Origin of the sequence: uncultured Helicobacter sp., assembly GCF_947367035.1 — a bacterium.
Classification (GTDB): domain Bacteria; phylum Campylobacterota; class Campylobacteria; order Campylobacterales; family Helicobacteraceae; genus Helicobacter_D.
The window spans coordinates 1-20343 of sequence record NZ_CANBCA010000002.1 but is presented as its reverse complement, the minus strand read 5'-3'; the positions used below and the strand labels follow the sequence as shown (position 1 = coordinate 20343).

At 33.9% G+C, this 20343-nt stretch carries 21 protein-coding genes; 18 read left to right on the top strand and 3 right to left on the bottom strand.

Annotated elements, in window-relative coordinates; genetic code table 11:
- Nucleotides 1-6 precede the first annotated feature (6 nt).
- Together Q0Y61_RS00940 and Q0Y61_RS00935 are read right to left on the bottom strand one after the other, a co-directional pair.
- Nucleotides 7-636 (bottom strand): LysE family translocator, encoded by a 630-nt coding sequence (locus Q0Y61_RS00940; RefSeq protein ID WP_297809923.1) that lies wholly within the window; start codon nucleotides 634-636, stop codon nucleotides 7-9.
- Nucleotides 636-1550 (bottom strand): aspartate carbamoyltransferase catalytic subunit, encoded by a 915-nt coding sequence (locus Q0Y61_RS00935; protein ID WP_297809920.1) that lies wholly within the window; start codon nucleotides 1548-1550, stop codon nucleotides 636-638. Before Q0Y61_RS00935 ends, Q0Y61_RS00940 begins: the two co-directional genes overlap by 1 nt.
- Before the next feature lie 138 nt (nucleotides 1551-1688).
- Here Q0Y61_RS00935 and Q0Y61_RS00930 point away from each other — a divergent pair, with 138 nt between their 5' ends.
- From Q0Y61_RS00930 to dapE, 6 genes are all read left to right on the top strand, one after another.
- On the top strand, nucleotides 1689-3017 hold the full coding sequence (locus Q0Y61_RS00930) for a UDP-glucose/GDP-mannose dehydrogenase family protein (RefSeq protein ID WP_297809917.1): 1329 nt from the start codon (nucleotides 1689-1691) through the stop codon (nucleotides 3015-3017).
- Nucleotides 3014-3565 carry a hypothetical protein gene (locus Q0Y61_RS00925; protein ID WP_297809914.1) on the top strand — a complete coding sequence of 184 codons (552 nt, stop codon included), beginning with the start codon at nucleotides 3014-3016 and terminating at the stop codon, nucleotides 3563-3565. The genes Q0Y61_RS00930 and Q0Y61_RS00925 overlap by 4 nt, the downstream gene beginning before the upstream one ends.
- Nucleotide 3566: 1 nt before the next feature.
- A complete protein-coding gene (locus Q0Y61_RS00920; protein ID WP_297809911.1) occupies nucleotides 3567-4334 on the top strand; it encodes a TlyA family RNA methyltransferase in 768 nt (255 codons plus the stop codon).
- Nucleotides 4288-5217 (top strand): bifunctional riboflavin kinase/FAD synthetase, encoded by a 930-nt coding sequence (locus tag Q0Y61_RS00915; RefSeq protein ID WP_297809906.1) that lies wholly within the window; start codon nucleotides 4288-4290, stop codon nucleotides 5215-5217. The genes Q0Y61_RS00920 and Q0Y61_RS00915 overlap by 47 nt, the downstream gene beginning before the upstream one ends.
- Nucleotides 5210-5917, top strand: coding sequence for a carboxy-S-adenosyl-L-methionine synthase CmoA (gene cmoA, locus Q0Y61_RS00910; protein ID WP_297809903.1), 708 nt, complete (start codon nucleotides 5210-5212; stop codon nucleotides 5915-5917). Before Q0Y61_RS00915 ends, cmoA begins: the two co-directional genes overlap by 8 nt.
- A gap of 111 nt (nucleotides 5918-6028) precedes the next feature.
- Nucleotides 6029-7216, top strand: coding sequence for a succinyl-diaminopimelate desuccinylase (gene dapE, locus Q0Y61_RS00905; protein ID WP_297809901.1), 1188 nt, complete (start codon nucleotides 6029-6031; stop codon nucleotides 7214-7216).
- Nucleotides 7217-7289: 73 nt separating this feature from the next.
- Here the strand turns inward: dapE and Q0Y61_RS00900 are convergent, their stop codons facing one another.
- Entirely contained in the window at nucleotides 7290-8045 is a 756-nt protein-coding gene (locus tag Q0Y61_RS00900; RefSeq protein ID WP_297809898.1) for a M48 family metallopeptidase, read from the bottom strand.
- 173 nt (nucleotides 8046-8218) lie between these two features.
- Here Q0Y61_RS00900 and Q0Y61_RS00895 point away from each other — a divergent pair, with 173 nt between their 5' ends.
- The 12 genes from Q0Y61_RS00895 to Q0Y61_RS00840 all read left to right on the top strand — a co-directional run.
- Nucleotides 8219-10219 (top strand): methyl-accepting chemotaxis protein, encoded by a 2001-nt coding sequence (locus tag Q0Y61_RS00895; RefSeq protein ID WP_297809896.1) that lies wholly within the window; start codon nucleotides 8219-8221, stop codon nucleotides 10217-10219.
- Between the two features lie 84 nt (nucleotides 10220-10303).
- Nucleotides 10304-10786 carry a YqhA family protein gene (locus tag Q0Y61_RS00890; protein WP_297810321.1) on the top strand — a complete coding sequence of 161 codons (483 nt, stop codon included), beginning with the start codon at nucleotides 10304-10306 and terminating at the stop codon, nucleotides 10784-10786.
- Nucleotides 10787-10802: 16 nt separating this feature from the next.
- Nucleotides 10803-11366: a LolA-like outer membrane lipoprotein chaperone gene (gene lolA / locus Q0Y61_RS00885; protein ID WP_297809893.1), complete on the top strand. Its 564-nt coding sequence runs from the start codon at nucleotides 10803-10805 to the stop codon at nucleotides 11364-11366.
- A 119-nt stretch (nucleotides 11367-11485) separates the two neighbouring features.
- The gene (locus Q0Y61_RS00880) at nucleotides 11486-12769 is read left to right on the top strand and encodes a citrate synthase (RefSeq protein ID WP_297809890.1); all 1284 of its coding nucleotides are present in this window, start codon (nucleotides 11486-11488) and stop codon (nucleotides 12767-12769) included.
- A gap of 72 nt (nucleotides 12770-12841) precedes the next feature.
- Entirely contained in the window at nucleotides 12842-14194 is a 1353-nt protein-coding gene (locus Q0Y61_RS00875; protein ID WP_297809887.1) for a class II 3-deoxy-7-phosphoheptulonate synthase, read from the top strand.
- 352 nt (nucleotides 14195-14546) lie between these two features.
- The gene (gene hsrA, locus Q0Y61_RS00870; RefSeq protein WP_138123722.1) at nucleotides 14547-15218 is read left to right on the top strand and encodes a homeostatic response regulator transcription factor HsrA; all 672 of its coding nucleotides are present in this window, start codon (nucleotides 14547-14549) and stop codon (nucleotides 15216-15218) included.
- Nucleotides 15197-16489, top strand: coding sequence for a HAMP domain-containing sensor histidine kinase (locus Q0Y61_RS00865; RefSeq protein ID WP_297809880.1), 1293 nt, complete (start codon nucleotides 15197-15199; stop codon nucleotides 16487-16489). Before hsrA ends, Q0Y61_RS00865 begins: the two co-directional genes overlap by 22 nt.
- Before the next feature lie 39 nt (nucleotides 16490-16528).
- Nucleotides 16529-17341, top strand: coding sequence for a hypothetical protein (locus Q0Y61_RS00860; protein WP_297809878.1), 813 nt, complete (start codon nucleotides 16529-16531; stop codon nucleotides 17339-17341).
- 131 nt (nucleotides 17342-17472) lie between these two features.
- Nucleotides 17473-18375 carry a methionyl-tRNA formyltransferase gene (locus tag Q0Y61_RS00855; protein WP_297809875.1) on the top strand — a complete coding sequence of 301 codons (903 nt, stop codon included), beginning with the start codon at nucleotides 17473-17475 and terminating at the stop codon, nucleotides 18373-18375.
- Between the two features lies 1 nt (nucleotide 18376).
- Nucleotides 18377-19021 carry a biotin--[acetyl-CoA-carboxylase] ligase gene (locus Q0Y61_RS00850; RefSeq protein ID WP_297809870.1) on the top strand — a complete coding sequence of 215 codons (645 nt, stop codon included), beginning with the start codon at nucleotides 18377-18379 and terminating at the stop codon, nucleotides 19019-19021.
- Between the two features lie 12 nt (nucleotides 19022-19033).
- Nucleotides 19034-19825 (top strand): AAA family ATPase, encoded by a 792-nt coding sequence (locus Q0Y61_RS00845; protein ID WP_297809867.1) that lies wholly within the window; start codon nucleotides 19034-19036, stop codon nucleotides 19823-19825.
- Nucleotides 19825-20343, top strand: a 519-nt coding sequence (locus tag Q0Y61_RS00840) for a ParB/RepB/Spo0J family partition protein (protein WP_297809864.1), incomplete at its 3' end; no start/stop codon positions are given. The genes Q0Y61_RS00845 and Q0Y61_RS00840, both read left to right, overlap by 1 nt.

Here is a 20343-nt window from a genome sequence, read left to right as displayed (position 1 = left end):
AAAAAATTAAATTGGATTAAAGTATAAAGTAAAACTTTGATAGCTTGACATTAGAAGTAGAATCGCAAAAATAATAAACACGATTCCACAAACTCTGTCAATCAATCTAAAAAGTGCGTTATTGATAAATTTTTTGAAAAATGTTGCAATAAAAATTACAAATATAAAGGCTAAAGTTAGAGCAATGAGCAACACAAGAATACTCAATTCTAAATGCTTATCCATAAAAGGAGTGATAATAAGTCCAAAAAATAGAATTGCCTTGGGATTTGAGAGATTGACAAACATTCCTTTAATCATAAAAGTATATGTGCTATGGAATTGTGTTTTGGAATCTGTTTGATTTAAATCAACATTTGGATTTGCTTTAAATAGTAAAAGGTAGGAAATATAACCTAAATAGATTCCTCCAACTGTGCAAAGAATACCTTGAATCAGTGTCCCTTGTATGAAATGTGCAAAGCCAAAATACACAAGACTTAGAAATATAATCCAGCCACAAAAGATTCCAAAAAGGCTTAAAAATCCAATTTTCGCACCATAGCCCAGTGTGTTTCTAAGCACAAATAAAATATCTGGACCAGGCGTTAATGCAGTGATAAATCCTACTGCTGCTAAACTAAGTAATTCAAGCATTAAAAATAAGGGAAGTTTTTAGGAATTTTTGAATGATTATTGTGTGTAATAAGTGTTTCTAGAACTGCCATACGAATAGCGACACCATTTGTTACTTGTTCTAGTGCTTTGCAGCGAGGATCTTTTAACATCGCATCGCTAATGTCAATATTGCGATGTACAGGTCCAGGGTGCAATAAAATAATCTCACGATTACCAAAAAGTTCTTGTGTGATACAATAATCACTCGCATAGTCTTTTAAGCTTGAATAAATAGGGCAATTATGGCGCTCTATTTGTGTGCGCAAACTCATCACCGCATCTACTTCGTTAATTACCTCTTTTAGAAATAGACAATGACGTAAAGAGGTTTTAGGAATAAAATGAGGAGGACCAACTAAAATCACTTCCATTCCAAATCTTCCTAAAAGTTCAATATTACTATTTGCCACACGCGAATTGCGAATATCACCAACTATGGCGATTTTTTTACCCTCTAGGTTGCCTAAATGTTTGCGCAAAGTTAGCAAATCTAAAAGTGCTTGTGTAGGGTGTGCGTGTGCTCCATCTCCTCCATTAATAATAGAGCAAGAAACATATTGAGAAAGGATATTTGGCACACCAGAATTTCTATGTCGCACGACAATGGCGCTTGGATTCATTGCATTGAGGTTTGCTGCAGTATCAAAGAGTGTTTCACCCTTTGTCGTGGAACTTCTTGAAACATCTAAACGCACTACACTCCCACCTAATCTTTTTGTAGCAACTTCAAAGCTAGAGAGTGTGCGTGTAGAGTTTTCGAAAAATATTGTAATAACAATGTGTCCATTTAAGCTGTTTCTAGGTTTAGATTCCAAAAAACTTTGGGCTAAATCCAAAATTTGTTCTACTTCATTTTTACTCAAATCTTTGGTTTCTAAGAGATGTCGTGCCATAATCAAACCTTGCAAAGTCTTTATTTTTAAATGAAAAATTATAAATTTATTTTGCTTTAAGTTTCCTTTGCGGCTTTGTTATTTGGGATAAGATTATGCTAAAATGCGAATTATGAATCTTATCAAGGTAAATTTTAGATGAATATAGCAATGATTGGCACGGGATATGTGGGATTGGTCAGTGGAACTTGTTTTGCAGAAATGGGTAATAGAGTGGTGTGTGTGGATGTGGTAGAATCTAAAATCACGCAACTTAAATTAGGCAAGATTCCAATTTATGAGCCAGGTTTGGAGGGACTTGTTAATAAAAATTATCAAAATGGAAATCTTCATTTCACAACTTCTTTAAAAGACGCATTAAAAAATTGTGCCATTGCATTTATTGCCGTTGGCACACCTATGGGAGAAGATGGAAATGCAGATTTACAATATGTGCTAAAAGTTGCAAAAGAAATTGGGGAGCAAATGGAATCGCAATTAATTATTGTGGATAAATCCACCGTTCCTGTTGGCACTGCGCAAAAAGTCCGAGCTATTATTGAGGAATCTTTAAGAAAACGCAATCAAAAAATTTCCTTTAGTGTCGTGAGTAATCCAGAATTTTTAAAAGAAGGCGATGCAATAAATGACTTTTTGAAGCCAGATCGTGTAGTGATTGGTGTAGAAGAGAAGTGGGCAGAGGAGAGGCTAAAGGAGCTTTATGCACCTTTTTGTCGTAGCCACGATAGGTTGATTGTTATGGATATAAAAAGTGCAGAGATGACAAAATATGCTGCAAATGCAATGCTAGCAACAAAAATTAGCTTTATTAATGAAATAGCGAATATTTGTGAAGCGGTTGGCGCAAATGTGAATGATGTGCGTGTTGGAATTGGAAGCGATAAACGTATAGGGTATAGCTTTATTTATCCAGGTTGTGGTTATGGTGGGAGCTGTTTTCCAAAAGATGTGAAAGCCTTATCAAAAATTGCATTAGATAATGGAGTGAATCCCAAGATTATTCACGCAGTAGAGCAAGTCAATTACGAACAAAAGCGCATTTTAGGTAAAAAAATTGTGCAACATTTTGGAAATGATTTAAGTGAAAGGCAAATTTGTCTATGGGGGCTTAGTTTCAAACCAGAAACTGATGATATGCGTGAGGCTACTTCTATAATTCTTATTAATGAACTCATTGCACGTGGTGCAGTGGTAAAAGTTTATGACCCAAAAGCAATGCAAGAAGCGCAGCAATTTTACCTAAAAGATACTCCAAACTTGTTGTACGCCAAAAATAAATATGACGCATTAGAAAATTGTGATTGTATGGTTTTAGTTACAGAATGGAAAGAGTTTAGAAGTCCGGATTTTTTAGAAATCAAAGAGCGTTTGAAAACCCCTATTATTTTTGATGGACGCAATCAATACAATGCTAGAAGATTAAAAGAACTTGGTTTTACTTATTATCAAATTGGTGTGCAAAAATGAGTTTAAATTATTCTATGCAATTCTTAAAGGTTGGAATCTTAAGTTTAAGTCTAGTGATTTTAAGTGGGTGTGCTAAAATGGAATCTTTTAAATCAAGATTGATTCCCTCTAAACCCGAAGAATCTTATATTCAAGCTACGAGAAAAAGCGAATTAGTTTTTGATGAAATTACGCGTATTGTATTGATTGCAGTGCATTTAAATGCTTATGATGAGGAGAGATATCCGCACGAGAATGGGGAACTATTTTTTGTAGATGTTTATCAAAGCGAACAGAATTCCTTAGGATTCCTAGAAAATGGCTATCGTTTGACTTTAAGTAATGGAGAATTGCCAGAAAAATTCACGCGACTAGAGAAAGAGTATTTGGAAAATTTTATGGAGGATAATGCAATGCGTTGGGGAGAATATTATTTGGTGCGATTTAAACCACAAAATAAACGCATACAAGATAGTTTAACGCTTGTTTTAAGCCACCCAAAATTTGGTGAAAATTCTTTGAAATTTGGATTTAAGGGCTTAAGTAGAGAGGAACTTAAAGGAAAGTGATTTGCAATCGCAGGATATACAAGAAACACGGCTAGATATTGCTTGTGTGAAATTGGGTTTGTGTGAATCACGCAACAAGGCACAAAACTTTATTAAAAATGGCAAAGTTTGTGTGAATGGCGAAGTGTGCCAAAAGGTCTCTTATGAAGTTTCACCGCACGATTCCATTTCTCTTTTGAATCCTTTGTGTTTTGTTAGTCGTGCAGGAGAGAAACTATATTATTTCTTAAAGTCCAATCCTCATCTGACACAAGAGTTTGGTTCTTTAAAGGCTTTAGATATTGGCGCAAGTGCTGGAGGATTTAGTGAAGTTTTATTAAAAGCAGGTGTGCCTTCAATCGTTTGTGTAGATGTGGGAAGCAATCAACTGCATATAAGCTTAAGGCAAAATCCACGCGTGAAATTTTATGAGCGCACAGATATTCGTAAGTTTGCAAAAGAATATAAAGAATCACAAGCCTTTTCTCTAGTGGTTTGTGATGTTTCTTTTATCTCCTTAAAAGAGATTTTAAGTGCAATTAAAGTATTGGCAAGTGGATTGGTCATTTTGCTTTTTAAGCCACAATTTGAAGTGGGTATTAGGGTGAAACGCAATAAAAAAGGCGTTTTAATGGATTCACAAAGTATAATACGAACATTAGAGCAAATGCTGATGTTATTAAATCAAGAAGGCTTTAAGATTCTAGTTTGTGAGAAATCTAAGGTGAGAGGAAAGGAAGGGAATGTGGAGTTTTTTATCGCTGCTACAAAAGCCGAATCTTGCATATAATATTACAAGTCTTGCACTTGGAAAATTTGATGGAATGCACAAAGCACATCAAGCTCTTTTTGAGCAATTAGATGTTAAGGGTGCGATTTTGTGTATTGAAAGCGATCAAGGTGAATTGTTACCCAAGAAATATCGCGCTTTTTATGCTTCTTATCCAATTTTTCATTTGGATTTGAGGGATGTTAAAGAGAAAAGCGACAAAGAATTTGTGGAATTTTTGCTAAAAGTTTTACCAAATTTAAAACGTTTGGTTGTAGGATATGATTTTCGTTTTGGGAAAAATAGGCATTATTATACTTTTGATTTGAGTAAATGTTTCACAGGTGAAGTGGTTGTCATTGAGGAAGTATTTTATAAAAAACTCTCTATTCATAGTGGGTTGATTAAAGAGTTATTAGTAAATGGCAATTTAAAACAAGCAAATAAATTGCTAGGACGCCCCTATGAGATTCGTGGTTCAATCGTGCGTGGGCAAGGAATTGGGGCAAAAAAACTTATTGCAACAATTAATCTTGAAAATGATGGATTTTTATTACCAAAAGAGGGGGTTTATGCAGGATTTGTGCAGTTAGGCGCACAAAGTACAGAATCTCCAAAGTATCCAGCAGTGATTTTCATTGGTAATCGTGTCAGCACGGATAAATCTTTTGCAATTGAGGGGCATTTACTAGGCTTAGAGTTAGAAGTAGTAGAAAAGGAGGCGGGATTTTTTCTCATTAAATATCTTAGGGAAAATAGGCATTTTGAGTATTTAAGCGATTTAAAAGAGCAAATGTATAAAGACATAGAAGTAGCTTATAAGGTTTTAAAGCTCAAAAATACAGAATCGCAAAACACAAACAATCAAAAAATATTATCACTAACAAAGGAAGCAAATGGATAAGATTTTTGCAGAAAATCCACAAAAGCAATTTGAATTTGATGCAAAAGTTGCGGGTGTGTTTGATGATATGGTGAGCCGCTCAATCCCTTATTATAAGGAAGTTTTAGGGCTTTGTGCGGACTTTGCATTGATGTATTTAAAGCCTGATTCCACCTTGCTAGATTTAGGGACAAGCACGGGGGCGATGTTGATAGAGATTGCCTCTAAAGCGGGGTTTCCACTGAATCTCTATGGGATAGACAATGCGGAATCTATGTTAGCCCAAGCACGGAATAAATTAAGTGCGTATGAAATGTGCGCAAACCTCATCTACGGCGATATTTTGGAGGTGGATTTTCCTAAAAGTGATGTTGTGATAGCCAATTATACTTTGCAATTTATCCGCCCAATGCAGCGTGAAAAGTTGGTGCAAAAGATTTATAATTGTCTGAATCCTAGGGGTATTTTCATCGTCTCTGAAAAGGTAATGGTGGAGCATAAGGAGCTAGATTTTAAGATGATTCAATATTATTTAGCGAACAAAAAGAAGCAGGGATATAGCGATTTTGAGATAGCCAAAAAGCGCGAGGCTTTGGAGAATGTGCTTGTGCCTTATAGTGAGACGGAGAATTGCGAGATGTTTTTAAAAGCAGGATTTTCGTGTGTGGAGACGCTTTTCCGTTGGGTGAATTTTGTGAGTTTTATTGTGATGAAACAGTAAGATGGAATCTTTTGCAAGCCTATTTACAAAAGATTCAAAATATTTCCACAAAGGACAAAGAACACACATATAGAATTTAAGACTGTAAAAATTGATTTATAAAGGATTATAATGCAAACTAATGTGATAGAAGTTTTACAAAAGCTGATTACTTATCCAACCATTACACCGAAGGAATGTGGAATCTATGAGTATATTAAGGAAATTTTAAGCGATTTTGAAGTCTTAGAGTTTGAGAAAGAGGGAGTCAAGAATCTTTTTCTTTATAAGGATTTAAGTCTGCAAAATGCGGAATCACAAAAGATAGATATTAATTCTACAAATACAGAATTATATGAAGCTAAAAAAACACATTTGTGCTTTGCAGGACACATTGATGTTGTGCCGCCGGGTGAGGGTTGGGCGAGTGAGCCTTTTACTCCTATGGTAAAAGAGGGATTCCTCTATGGTAGAGGCACACAGGATATGAAAGCGGGAGTAAGTGCTTTTCTCTGTGCAATTAGGGAGTTTGTAGATAGTCCAATCTCTTCACAAGGTTTTAATGGAATCCTATCGGTGCTTTTAACAAGTGATGAAGAGGGGGAGGCGATTTTTGGCACAAAATATGTTTTAGAATGTTTAAAAAGGCAGGATTTATTGCCTGATTTTGCTCTTGTTGCAGAGCCTACAAGTGTAGAAAAGTTTGGCGATATGATAAAAATCGGGAGACGTGGCTCTATTAATGGAATTTTAAAAATATTTGGCAAACAAGGACACGTAGCTTATCCTAAAAAGTGCATAAATCCTGTGGAGATTCTTGCGCCTTATCTTTCTCAAATCGCAGGATATGAGCTAGACAAAGGCAGTGCGGAGTTTGAGCCAAGCAAGCTTGTGATTACAGACATTCGCGGGGGGTTGGAAGTCGTGAATGTTACGCCACAAGATATAAAGATAATGTTTAATGTGCGCAATTCTACGCAGACGAGTTTAGAGGATTTGCGCCAGTATTTAGAAAACTTGCTTGCCAAGATTCCGCATTCTTTGGAGTTGAACCAAAGCTCCAAGCCTTTTTTGACGAACAAACAAAGTCATATTGTGCAAAGAATCGCAAAAGTGTTGGAATCCCAAAGTGGCTTTGCTCCAGTGCTTAGCACAAGTGGAGGCACAAGCGATGCGCGGTATTTTGCGGAATATGGAGTGAGCGTGGTAGAATGCGGTGTGTGTAACGATAGTATTCATTCTATTAATGAGCGTGTGCATTTAAGTGAAGTGGAATCGCTAAAAATTGTTTTTTTAAATCTTTTGCTACATTGGCAGTAATTAAAGTATAATTCCTAGAAAACTATGTGTGCTACGATTCCGCTGACGTAGGATTGCGAATCCTCATATTGGCTTATTTATTTTGTGAATTTAAGATTTTTTCAATTTCTACAATTCGCTTAGAGTCACTAGGGTGAGTTGAGAGGAAATCAGAAGAGCTTTTCTCTCCATTAGCAGCCATTTTTTCCCAAAAACTAATCGCAGCTTTTGGATTATAACCAGCCTTTTGCATTAGAAGAATGCCCGCTTTATCTGCTTCAAGTTCGTGCGAACGACTAAAGGGTAACATCACGCCCACATTACTCCCAAAATTATAGGCTTGATTGAATAAATTACTATATTCTGGGGCTTGTGTGCCAATAACTAATCCCAATAATCCCCCACCAATTTGTTGAAGTGTCTGCATACTCATTCTTTCTGCGCCGTGTCGTAAAATTGTGTGGGCAATTTCGTGAGATAGCACAACTGCAAGCTCATCATCATTTGCGGCTAAAGGCATAAGTCCTGTATAGACAAACACTTTTCCTCCGGGCAGACAAAACGCATTAACTTGTTTGTCTTCTAAAAGATAAAATTCCCAATTAAAATCTGGACGTTCCGCAACATTTGCGATTTTTTGTCCCACGCGTTTGACCATTTGTGTTTGTTTTTTATTTGTGCTTAATTTGGAGTTTTTTAATATTTTTTGTGCACTTTGTTCTCCTAATGCCACTTCTTCTTGAGTGTTTAAAAGCATAAGTTGCGAACGATTAGTTAGCGTTGTGGAAGAACACGCATTAAGAAAGAAACAAAAAGCAAAAGTAAATAGGGTTGGTATAAGGTTTTTCATAACAATCCTTTCTCAACTATGGAAGTGAAAATTTTTAATATTGTGCAATAAATTGTATAGAAATTTTACTGAAAACTAAAGTAGTTTTAACATGTTTAATCATTTTTTTTAACTTATTTTTTAAGAAAATTTAAGTTAAAATAATTTTATCCAAAAAGCTAAAGGAATAGAATATGCTGATTTTAAACAATCTTAAGGTTGGGACAAAGTTAATTTGCTTAATGTTGATTCCCTTGATTACTTTAATTGCATTTTCTCTTGTTTTGATTAGTGAGCGTTATCAAATTGCACAAGAATCTTTACTTTTAAAACAGGGAGTTACTTTGGCTACCAAAGTTTCTCTTGTGATTCACGAATTACAAAAAGAGAGAGGCACTTCAGCTGGGTTTTTAGGCTCACAAGGCAGAGATTTTGGAGAAGCTTTACAAAATCAACGCAAATTAAGTAATGAAAAGATTAAAGAATTACATCTTTTTTTGAACACATTTGATTTGCACTCTTATCCTCAAAATATACAAAAATCTTTGCAAGATTCTCTTAATCAAATCAGTAAAATTAACGAAATTCGTCAAGGGGTAGATTCGTTAAATGTTAAAGTAGGGGATATTTTAGCATATTATACAGGCACAATTGCTTTAAATATCCAATCTATTGTCGAAATCATCAATATTAGCACTAATGACCAAATTACAAGAAATTTGGTTGCTTATGTTAATTTTTTAGATGCCAAAGAGAATGCTGGACAAGAACGAGCGGTGTTATCCAACACTTTTGGTGCAGATAAATTTGCTAGTGGTATTTATAATCGTTTTATTGCTTTAACGATTGCACAAAATATTTTTTTAGAAGATTTTAAACGTTATGCTGACCAACAAGACTATCAATATTATTTAAAAATGACAGAAGATAAGAGTTTTTCTGAAGTAGAAAGAATGAGAAAAGTGGCAATGGAACACTTTATAGAAGGAGGGTTTGGAGTTCAAGCAACTTATTGGTTTAGCACAATCACTCAAAAAATTAATTTATTGAAAAATGTAGAAGATAGGTTGGCAAAAGGTCTAATAGAACAAATTTCTAAAATTGAAAAAGCAAATTTTTTAAGTTTTTGGTTTATGCTTGGTATTGCAGGGGTAGTAGTCATTGTTACTTTAGCGGTTGGGTATCTTATTGCACATAGCATTACCTTTAGAATACGTCTAATGAGAAAACATTTGATAGAACTAAAGGATTCAAAAGACATTAGTAAAGATTTTATAATTGAAAGAAGTTCTGATGAAATAGGTGTTATTAATCAGGCAATGAATGATTTTCTTGAAGCTATCCGAGAGATATTCTCACAATTAGCTCCTCAAAGTAAGCAAAATTTGCAAATTTCAAAAAATTTGCTTGATAGTGCTAAGCAAATTTTGGTTCGCACACAAGAGGGATTTGAGTTATCTAATAAAACAGAAATAACAGGGAAAGAAGTTGAAAAAGAATTAGAAGACAATATGCAAAAAACAAATACGACAATGCAAGATGTTGTTTTGGCAAAAGAAGAGTTGGATAATGCTTCTAATGCAGTTATGAACTTTACTCAAAATATTGCACAAAATGCACAATTACAGGAGGATTTGGTTCATAATGTTACCTTATTAGATGAAGAGGCTCAAAATATCAAAGGAATCCTGAGTGCTATTGACGACATTGCTTCCCAAACAAATCTTTTAGCTTTGAATGCGGCAATTGAGGCAGCCCGTGCTGGAGAACACGGAAGAGGCTTTGCGGTCGTAGCTGATGAAGTGCGACAACTCGCAGAGAGGACACAAAAATCCCTCAATGAAATTGATGCTATTATTAATACCATTGTGCAGTCTATTAATGGGGTAAATAGTCAAATCACGCAAAATGCAAAAGTATTCTATCATATTGTAGGTGAGTCTCAAAGTATTCAAGAAACTATTTCTTCAGTAGCAGAAAAAATTAAGATTGTAAGCACGTTGGCAAAAGGGACAATTGACAGTTCTTTAATACTAAGCAAGGATACAGAAATGCTGTTGGACAACAACAAAATATTAAATCAAAATCTTCAAGAAATCACTAATGAAATGAATAGGATTTCATCAGTCTCTAATGAGCTAGAACAAAGAGCCGTAGAAATGGAAAATAAAATCAATGAATTTAGATTTAATTAGCCCTTTAAGTTTTGTGATAAGTTGAACAGAATTGAACGATGCAATTTGAAAAGGATAGATTTGAAAAATATTTTTGAAAAATTAATGTGGAATGCAAGACTTTTCGTTATTTTAGCTGTAATTTTATCATTGATTGGCTCTATTTTATTGTTTGTAGTTGCAAGTGTGGATATACTCAAAGCTGCCAAACAAACTTATTTTTATTACGTTGGTGTATTGGGGGCTGATGCGGATATTCATAATATTTTGCTTAACACGATAATTATGGCAATTGATTTATATCTTATCGCAGTTGTTTTATTGATTTTTGCTTTTGGACTTTATGAATTATTTATTACTAAAATTCAAATTAAAGATGAAAGTAATTCTAAGGTGTTAGAAATTCATACATTAGACCAACTGAAAGATAAGCTTGCAAAGGTTATTGTAATGGCTCTAATTGTAGCATTTTTTTCCAAAGTGCTTAATATGGGAATGAAAAGTACGCAAGATATGTTATTTTTTGCTATTTCTATTTTAGCACTTGCGATAGGATTATATTTTCTACACAAAGATTCTAAGCATTAAAAATTAAAGGCGATGAATGTGTAAAGTATTTCAATTTTATTTAAAGATTCTATTAAAATGTGGAATTGCAATATTGTTTTGCATTCATTTTAGTAATGCTGAATCTTTAAAGGAGATAGAGTCTTTTAGTGCAGATTTTACACAAATCTTATATTCTAGTGAAGCAAATGCACAAAATCAAATTGTTTATAAAGGTAAGCTCCAAGCACTTGCACCATCAAGTTTGAGGTGGAGTTACATTACGCCTATTCCCAAAGAAATTTTTATTGAAGAAAACACGATGATTATTTATGAACCAAAATTAAAACAAGCCATTTTTACACAATTGCAAGAGAACTTAAATCTGCTTTATTTATTGAAAAATGCTAAGAAAATAACAAAAAATTACTATGAAGCAGTTATTTTAGAGCAAAAATATAATGTGTTTTTAGAAAATGGAATCCCAAAACAAATTATTTTTAATGACACATTGGGTAATAAAGTTGAAATCTTATTTCATAATGCAAAAATAAATATTACTATAGATTCAAGTATTTTTGATTTTAATCCAAAAAGCGAAATAGATGTTATCTATAACTAAAATTAATGTGTAAAAAAATAGCAGATTTAAAAATTTTGATAGAAATTTAAAATTTTTTTACACTTTTTTAAAAAAGTTCGTTACAATAGATTATGATTTTTGATTTTAAGGAGTTAAATATGGGAACTATAACATTAATTAACAACGAAACAGGAGAGAAATTTGACTTTAACCTTATTGAATGCACACGCGGTCCTAAGGCGGTGGATTTTAGCAAACTATTTGAACGCACGAATATCTTTTCTTATGACCCGGGTTATGGCTCAACAGCAGGTTGCGAATCCACTATTAGCTACATAGATGGTAAAAATGGACAATTGCTCTATAAAGGAATCCCGGTTGAAGAGATTGTAGAAAAATACAAATTTACTGATGTTGCAAAATTGCTTATCACAGGTGAAGCCCCTAAGAATGAACAAGAATCTAAAGAGTTTGATTTGGAATTGCGCCATAGAAGCTTTTTACACGAAGGTTTGATTAATATTTTTAGTGCTTTTCCTGATGGCGGACACCCTATGGCGAACTTGAGTTCTGCAGTTGCAGCACTTTCTACTTTTCACTTCGATCATAAAGAAATGGACGATGAAGGCGATTATCAAACAATGGCGCGTAGAATTATTGCCAAAATTACTACTTTAGTTGCATTCTCTTACCGCAATTCCATTGGTGCACCTCTTATTTATCCTGATGTGAGTCGTAGCTATGTCGAGAATTTTCTTTATATGCTGCGTGCTTATCCAGGAGGAAAGCTTAAATATACTTTAAAAGGAGAAGAAGAAATCTCGGCACTTGAAGTAGAAGCATTGGATAAAATCTTTGCTCTTCACGCAGACCACGGACAAAATGCTTCTACAACAACTGTTCGCAATGTTGCTTCCACAGGCGTTCATCCCTATGCTGCAATTTCAGCTGGCATCAATGCTCTTTGGGGACCTGCACACGGAGGTGCTAATGAGAAAGTTTTAGTGCAATTAGAACAAATTGGTGATGTAAAAAATGTAGATAAATTTGTTGCGAAAGCAAAAGATAAAAGCGACCCTTTTAGGTTAATGGGATTTGGTCATCGTGTTTATAAAAGCTATGACCCTCGCGCAAAAGCAATCAAAGCCCTAAAAGATGAATTAAATAAAAAAGGAATTACAATGAATGCGCGTTTGAGTGAGATTGCCGAGAAGCTAGAAGAAGTTGCTTTAAATGACGATTATTTCAAAGAAAGAAATCTCTATCCTAATGTAGATTTTTATAGCGGAATTATTTTAACTGCATTGAAAATTCCTGTGCAACTTTTCACACCAATTTTTGTTATTGGTAGAATGCCAGGTTGGTGTGCTCAAGTTATGGAGCATATCAAAAATCCTCACGCTAGAATTACACGTCCAAGACAAGTATATTTGGGTAAATAGGAGTTAGTAAGGGTTGTTTTATTTTTTGTTGGGTAGAATTTTCTGTTTATTTTAGATGTATTAGGAAAATCAATGCAACATACAAACTGGAATCCAAAAAGTTGGAGGAGCAAAACTGCTCTTCAGCAACCCACTTATAATGATTTAAATGCTTTGGAAGTAGTTGAAGAAGAGCTCAGCAAATATCCTCCTCTTGTCTTTGCTGGTGAAGCAAGAACGCTTAAACAACATTTAGCAAAGGTTTCTAAGGGTGAAGCATTTTTATTGCAAGGGGGTGATTGTGCAGAGAGTTTTTCAGACTTTAATGCGATACGGATTCGTGATTTATTTAAAGTCATCTTGCAAATGGCAGTTGTTCTAACCTATGCGGGAGCTTGTCCTGTTGTTAAAGTGGGTCGTTTAGCAGGACAATTTGCCAAACCACGTTCTAGTGATACGGAAACTCTTAATGGTGTAACATTGCCAAGCTATCGGGGTGATATTATTAATGGAATCGCATTTGAAAAAACTGCGAGAGAGGCAGACCCTAAACGAATTTTGCAAGCCTACCATCAATCTTCTGCTACACTTAACTTAATCCGAGCTTTTGCACAGGGGGGATTGGCAGATTTAAATCAAGTGCAAAAATGGAATCTTAATTTTGTGAATAGTGCGCAAAGTGAGCGATTCCAAAGTATGGCAGATAAAATTACACAAGCCTTAGCATTTATGGAGGCTTGTGGAATCACTGCACAAAATACTCCTACTTTGCGTGAAACAGAGTTTTTTACTTCTCACGAGGCTTTACTTTTAAATTACGAAGAGGCTCTAACTCGTAAAGATCATTTGACAAATGAATGGTATGATTGTTCTGCGCATATGTTGTGGATTGGTGAGCGGACTAGGAATCTTAATGGGGCGCATTTAGAATTTTTGCGCGGTGTAGAAAATCCATTGGGTGTAAAAATTGGACCTCAAGCAAGTAAAGAAGATGTTTTAGGTATTTGTGAGATTCTAAACCCTAAGAATGAAGCAGGACGTTTAAATTTCATCATTCGTATGGGTGCAGAAGCCATCAAGGAAAAATTACCTAAATTATTAGAATCTATTAAAAATGAAGGGAGAGAGATTGTTTGGAGCATTGACCCGATGCACGGCAATACCATCAAAGCTAGCAGTGGTTATAAGACACGTTCTTTTAATAGTATTTTAGAGGAAGTGAAAGCATTTTTTGAGATTCATAAAGGTATTGGCACTTATGCTGGAGGTGTGCATTTGGAGATGACGGGGGAGGATGTAACAGAATGTGTGGGAGGTATGCAAGCTATTACAGAAGAGAATTTGGGTTGTAATTATAATACGCAATGCGACCCGCGTTTGAATGCTAGTCAGGCAGTGGAGCTATCTTTTCTTATTGCCGATGTGTTGAAGAATCGCAGAGTGTAGTTATATTGTAATATTCTTAAGTTAGCTATAATAATGGTTCCTAATAAATCAATTAGCGGTTAACAAGTTTGTATTAAAGAGATTCGGGTAAGATTCTTGATACTATTGCAAAGCGGAGGATAGAATCAATATGGAAATTTGTTTGGGGATTCTAATATGAAAGAAAAGATTTTGGCTATTTTTATGTAATTTTTCATAAATTCTTAAAAGAAGATTTAAGATATTTTAAGAATTTACTTTTTATATTAATATTAAATATTTTTTAATTTTTCATAAAAATTTGTTTAAAAATAGCTAAAACTATGCTACAATACCACAATTTTTTAAATCAAACATAAAATAAGGAAAAGGAATGCGAATTTTAATCGTTGAAGATGAAATTAGTCTTAATAAGACAATCACAGAGGGCTTAAATGAGTTTAATTATCAAACCGATGTGGCAGAAAACTTAAAAGATGGAGAATATTATATCAGCATTCGCAATTACGATTTAGTGCTTGCAGATTGGATGTTGCCAGATGGTAGCGGACTTGAAATTATTAATCAGGTTAAAAATAAATCTCCACGCACTGCAGTTGTTATTATTTCTGCACGTGATGATGCGGAAAGTGAGGTAGAAGCACTAAGAGCTGGAGCAGATGATTTTCTAGCTAAGCCTTTTGACTTTAATGTATTGGTTGCAAGAATCGAAGCGCGTTTGCGTTTTGGTGGGACAAACTTGATTGAAATTGAAGATTTGATTATTAATCCAGATGAAGAAAAAATCACTTATAAAAATCAAGAAATTGAGCTTAAAGGGAAGCCTTTTGAAGTATTGACTCATCTTGCACGCCATCGCGACCAAATTGTTTCAAAAGAACAATTATTAGATGCGATTTGGGAAGAACCAGAGCTTGTAACGCCTAATGTCATTGAAGTGGCAATCAACCAAATTCGCCAAAAAATGGATAAACCGCTTAATATTGCTACAATTGAAACGGTTAGACGTAGGGGTTATAGATTTTGTTATCCAAAAGGAGTATAAGAGGGGATTATACTAAGCAGATTACAATCTCCTTTATCGCTCTTTTGGCGATGTTTTCTACTGCACTTTATATTTATCTCTATTTTAATACTTATGGACATATTGAATCTGAACTTGAAAAACAGCTAAATCATATTTTAAAAAATAATATTAACTATCAAATTGGACAGAATTTTTATATTCAAAATTCCAATCCTCTTCAAAGAGAGTCCCTGTTTATTGAAGTTTTAGATAAAAAAATTTCTAAAAATACTTATACAAAATCAAAAGTTCAAAATAACATTTATTATTCAATTTCTTCTCCTTATAAAACAAATAAAGTGCTTAAAATCACTAAGGATATTACTCAAGATGTTAGATTTTTAGATTCTACTTTTAAGGGAATTATTCTAGTAATTTTTTTTGCGTTCATTCTAATCCAGCTTTTCGCACTTGCTTTTTCAAATATTCTCTATAAACCGATACAAAAACTTTCAATTACGCTTAGCAAACTCAAAGAACACGATTTAGAGATTCTAAATAGTCAAGATTTGCCTTTGGAATTTTATCCCTTAGTGACTTCTATTAATAATCTTTTGCAGAGAATCAAAAGTTATTTTGGAGGACAAAAGCAATTATTTATTGGAATTGCACACGAGCTTAAAACTCCTTTGGCAGTTATTAAAACCAAATGCGAAGTAACACTGATTAAAGAAAGAGAAAAGGAAGTGTATATTAATGCCTTAAGAGAGAATATTCAAAGTATCAATGAGATGAATGCAATTATTAAAACTTTACTTGATTTAGGTAGGCAAGAAAGTGCGCAGTTTGAAAAATCTAGTCTTGTAGATGTTCATAAAATCTTACAAAACATTGCAGATAATTTTCATATTCTTAGTAAAAAGGAGCAAAAGCAATTTATTTGTAAGCTTGAAACTAATGAACTTTTAATTACAATTAAACCAACACTTCTTACTCAAATCGTGCAAAATTTTTTACAAAATGCTTTTAAATTTACTCCAAAGGGTAAAAGTGTTTTGTTGACAAGTCAAATCATTCATCAGGAAATTCTACGCATTGTTGTTGTAGATGAAGGTTGTGGAATTGATTCAGATTTAGAAAACATTTATGCTCCTTTTAAACGTGCAGGTAATAAAAGTGGTGCAGGGCTTGGATTATTTCTCGCTAAAAATGCGGCCAATGCATTGGGTGGTAGAATCTCGTTGCAAAATCGCTTAGATACTAATGGAACGATTGCAACTTTTGAATTAAGAATCGCAAACCTCAAATAAGGAACAAAAATTGCTAAGATCCTGTTAAAAGGAGTTTTTATGCGATGGATTTTTATTTTATGTATTGCGGTTACTTTGAATTTTGCGTTACCACAAATAGAGTTTAAAAATTCGTGTGTTCCTTTGGCGCAATTTTCAGAATCGCAAAAAGAAGTCCTATTGCGTTCTTATTTGGCAGGAGAACACGAGGGATTCGGATTAACACTTGCAGCAATTGCTTGGAAAGAATCTTGTGCGGGTGAATATAAAATGAACTTTCAAGACCCAAGCGCAGGAAACTTTCACGCTTATATTCCGGGTGTGATCAATCGCTATCCGAAATTGAAGCAAAATGGTTTTACGCAAAATATGGTGGGGGCTATGTTGGTTGAAAATGATAATTTTGCAGAGCAAATCGCCATTACAGAACTGAAATATTGGCAAAAAGAACATAACGGAAATTGGAAAAATATTATTAAATCTTACAATAAGGGTTATAGTTGGCAAAAAAATGAGCAAGCCAATATACAAGCTGAAAAATATTATCAAGAGGTAGCAATGCGCGTTAAACAATTAGAATCTTATTTTCAAAGCAAAGAAACTCAAGCAATGATGTTTCAAATATCGCAAAATAACTTTAAATCTACCAAACCACGAGATTTAATGAAATCACAAGAAACAATGAAAAATATTACGCAAGATTCCACTAAAATGCCCCAAGTAGAATCCCAAAGATACTATGCTTATGGAGAGGAATCTATTGATTACAGCTCTAGTATTTTACCAATTTATCAAAGAGGTAATGAGTTTGCTGCACCTTTGAAATCAAAGAAGACCATTATAAAAGAATTTGATTTATTAGAGACTTATTAAAGGAATTTTATTTTACTATTACAAATTTAATTTTGTAATTTTATTTATTTGCGAATCTTATTCTCTTAGAATTAAATATAATTTTGTTATTATCTTTAGCCCAAATAAAGATTTAAAGAAGGAATATTCTTATGCGAGTGATTTTTATGGGAACACCAGATTATGCAGCAATGATTCTACAATCCCTACTAAAATACCATCAAGTTTGTGCATTGGTTTGTCAAGAAGATAAAAGAGCAGGAAGAAATATGCGCTTACAAATGCCAGCGACTAAAAAGTTATTATTGGAAAGAGATTCTAGGATTCCAATTTTTCAACCTACTAAACTAGACGATAATTTTGTAAAAAAGTTAAAACAGATTCCTTGCGATAGAATCATTGTGGCAGCGTATGGTAAGATTTTGCCCAAAAGCATATTAGAGATTGCAACTTGCATCAACTTACACGCTTCTATTTTACCGCAGTTTCGTGGTGCTAGTCCAATCCAACAAAGCATCTTAAAAGACGAAAAATATTTTGGTGTTACTGCAATGAAAATGAATGAGGGATTGGATTGCGGCGATATTTTGGGTTTCAAAGTCATTCGAAATCAGTTTCAAAGTCAAACAGAATTGTTTTCAAAGCTCGCAAAAATGGCGGCGAATTTAACAATAGAGTACTTAGAAAGATGTGATTTTATTCTGCCTTTAAAGCAAATAGAAGCTGATGTGAGTTATTGTAAAAAAATTAAAAAAGAATTTGGGCAAGTTTGTTTTGATGATGCAATTTCTTTAGTTAAAAAGGCACGTGCTTATGAAGGGTGGCCAGAAATTTATTTGAAAAATGGTTTGAAATTAAAGGGAGTAAAAATGGCGGAATCTGTGAGTCAAAACCCTGCGGGAGAGATTTTGTATATCACAAAAGAACAAATAAAAATAGGCTGTAAAAATGGGAGTGTTTGGATAGAATCCCTACAGGCTCCATCTAAAAAGGCTATGAGTGCTTATCAGTATTTACAGGGAAAACGTTTGAAATTAGGAGATATTTTGGAATAAAATGCAGATTTTAGAATTTGATTGTATAGAATCTACTCAAATTTTCTTAAGCAAGGGAATCCGAAAGGGGAAATTAAAACCACCTATAATGATAGTGGCAAATCGGCAAAATAGTGGGATTGGTAGTCGCGGAAGTGTATGGGAAAATGTTAAGAATGGGTTATATTTTTCTTTTGCGCTTGAGATAAGTTCGTTACCAAAGGACTTGCCTTTAGAATCTACTTCAATTTATATGGGATTTATATTTAAGGAGATTTTGCAAGAGAATGGTTCAAAAGTTTGGTTAAAATGGCCTAACGATCTGTATATGAGTCATCAGAAAATAGGGGGAGTTTTATGTGCAACGTTAGGGGAAATAATCCTTTGCGGAATCGGATTAAATTTAGAAGTTGAGAATCAAGATTTTGGTAAATTAGATATAAAAATTTCTAAAGAAAAAATTTTAGAATCTTTTGTAGAGAGATTAGAAAATGACAAAAAAAAATCTAGTTGGAAGCAAATTTTCAGCAGATATTCGTTAGAATTTTCGAATAATTTTAATTATACTTTTCATCATAAAGGGAAACTAGCTTCCTTGAATAATGCTTTGCTTTGTGAAGATGGTTCTGTTCTCATTGAAGGTGAAAAGATTTATAGTTTAAGATAGTGGAGTGGAAGAATGTGTGAAGTGATTTGTATTGCAAATCAAAAAGGTGGAGTAGGTAAAACAACAACGGCTGTCAATCTTGCTGCTTCACTTGCAGTGGAAGAAAAAAAAGTACTTTTAGTAGATGTTGATCCACAAGCAAATGCTACAACGAGTTTAGGTTTCCATCGCAATAGCATAGAGTTCAATATTTATCATGTTTTAATTGGAACAAAAAAACTTTCACAAATTATACAAAAAACCTCAATTCCTACTTTGCAATTAGCACCCTCAAATATTGGATTAGTTGGAATTGAGAAAGAATTTTATAGTCAAAAGCGCAATGGGCGAGAATTAATTTTGAAAAAGAAGATTGAAGATATTATGGACGCTTATGACTATATTATTATAGATTCTCCACCTGCACTTGGACCATTAACTATTAATGCACTTAGTGCAGCACACTCTGTTATTATTCCTATTCAATGTGAGTTTTTCGCTTTAGAGGGATTGGCGCAGTTGTTAAATACGATTAAATTATTGCGCAAAGAAATCAATCCTACTTTAGAAATTAAAGGATTATTGCCGACAATGTATAGCGCACAAAATAACCTTTCACGGCAAGTTTATGCGGATTTATTGCAGCATTTTAATGGACAGCTTATTAAAGAAGATAACTCTAAAGATGCAATTGCAATTCCTAGAAATATTAAACTTGCAGAATCTCCAAGCTTTGGAAAACCTGTAATTCTCTATGATGTACGTTCTCAAGGTAATATCGCCTATCAAAATTTAGCACGAGCAATCTTAGAAAAGAGGGCTTAATGGCAAAAAAAAATGCAGGGTTAGGGCGTGGATTAAGCGCAATATTAGGTGAAGTAGAGGAAGCTTACCAAAATGATTTAAATGATAATTCTGGACTTGTAGTAGAAATTGATTTAGATAAAATTAAACCCAATCCTTTGCAACCGCGTAAGATTTTTGACTCCGCTAGTTTGCAAGAGCTTGCTATTTCTATTGAAGAACACGGTTTATTACAACCTATTTTGGTTTATGAAGATAGCCAACACGCAGATCACTACTTTTTAATTGCTGGCGAAAGAAGATTACGCGCAAGTAAGTTAGCAAAAAAAGAAAGTATTAAAGCAATTATTGTAGATGTGCAAGAAGAAAAACTCCGCGAATTAGCCTTAATTGAGAATATTCAAAGAGAAGATTTGAATCCCATTGATCTTGCACAATCCTATAAAGAGCTCATTGAAGACTATGGAATTACACACGAAGAGGTTGCAAAACGGCTTTCAAAATCTCGCACACAAATCACTAATACTTTAAGACTTTTG

Bases quoted from the DNA above. Each gene is read 5' to 3' on its own strand.
- Q0Y61_RS00940 (WP_297809923.1), bottom strand. From the start codon at position 636: ATGCTTGAATTACTTAGTTTAGCAGCAGTAGGATTTATCACTGCATTA.
- Q0Y61_RS00935 (WP_297809920.1), bottom strand. From the start codon at position 1,550: ATGGCACGACATCTCTTAGAAACCAAAGATTTGAGTAAAAATGAAGTA.
- Q0Y61_RS00930 (WP_297809917.1), top strand. From the start codon at position 1,689: ATGAATATAGCAATGATTGGCACGGGATATGTGGGATTGGTCAGTGGA.
- Q0Y61_RS00925 (WP_297809914.1), top strand. From the start codon at position 3,014: ATGAGTTTAAATTATTCTATGCAATTCTTAAAGGTTGGAATCTTAAGT.
- Q0Y61_RS00915 (WP_297809906.1), top strand. From the start codon at position 4,288: ATGTGGAGTTTTTTATCGCTGCTACAAAAGCCGAATCTTGCATATAAT.
- cmoA (WP_297809903.1), top strand. From the start codon at position 5,210: ATGGATAAGATTTTTGCAGAAAATCCACAAAAGCAATTTGAATTTGAT.
- dapE (WP_297809901.1), top strand. From the start codon at position 6,029: ATGCAAACTAATGTGATAGAAGTTTTACAAAAGCTGATTACTTATCCA.
- Q0Y61_RS00900 (WP_297809898.1), bottom strand. From the start codon at position 8,045: ATGAAAAACCTTATACCAACCCTATTTACTTTTGCTTTTTGTTTCTTT.
- Q0Y61_RS00895 (WP_297809896.1), top strand. From the start codon at position 8,219: ATGCTGATTTTAAACAATCTTAAGGTTGGGACAAAGTTAATTTGCTTA.
- Q0Y61_RS00890 (WP_297810321.1), top strand. From the start codon at position 10,304: ATGTGGAATGCAAGACTTTTCGTTATTTTAGCTGTAATTTTATCATTG.
- lolA (WP_297809893.1), top strand. From the start codon at position 10,803: ATGTGTAAAGTATTTCAATTTTATTTAAAGATTCTATTAAAATGTGGA.
- Q0Y61_RS00880 (WP_297809890.1), top strand. From the start codon at position 11,486: ATGGGAACTATAACATTAATTAACAACGAAACAGGAGAGAAATTTGAC.
- Q0Y61_RS00875 (WP_297809887.1), top strand. From the start codon at position 12,842: ATGCAACATACAAACTGGAATCCAAAAAGTTGGAGGAGCAAAACTGCT.
- hsrA (WP_138123722.1), top strand. From the start codon at position 14,547: ATGCGAATTTTAATCGTTGAAGATGAAATTAGTCTTAATAAGACAATC.
- Q0Y61_RS00860 (WP_297809878.1), top strand. From the start codon at position 16,529: ATGCGATGGATTTTTATTTTATGTATTGCGGTTACTTTGAATTTTGCG.
- Q0Y61_RS00855 (WP_297809875.1), top strand. From the start codon at position 17,473: ATGCGAGTGATTTTTATGGGAACACCAGATTATGCAGCAATGATTCTA.
- Q0Y61_RS00850 (WP_297809870.1), top strand. From the start codon at position 18,377: ATGCAGATTTTAGAATTTGATTGTATAGAATCTACTCAAATTTTCTTA.
- Q0Y61_RS00845 (WP_297809867.1), top strand. From the start codon at position 19,034: ATGTGTGAAGTGATTTGTATTGCAAATCAAAAAGGTGGAGTAGGTAAA.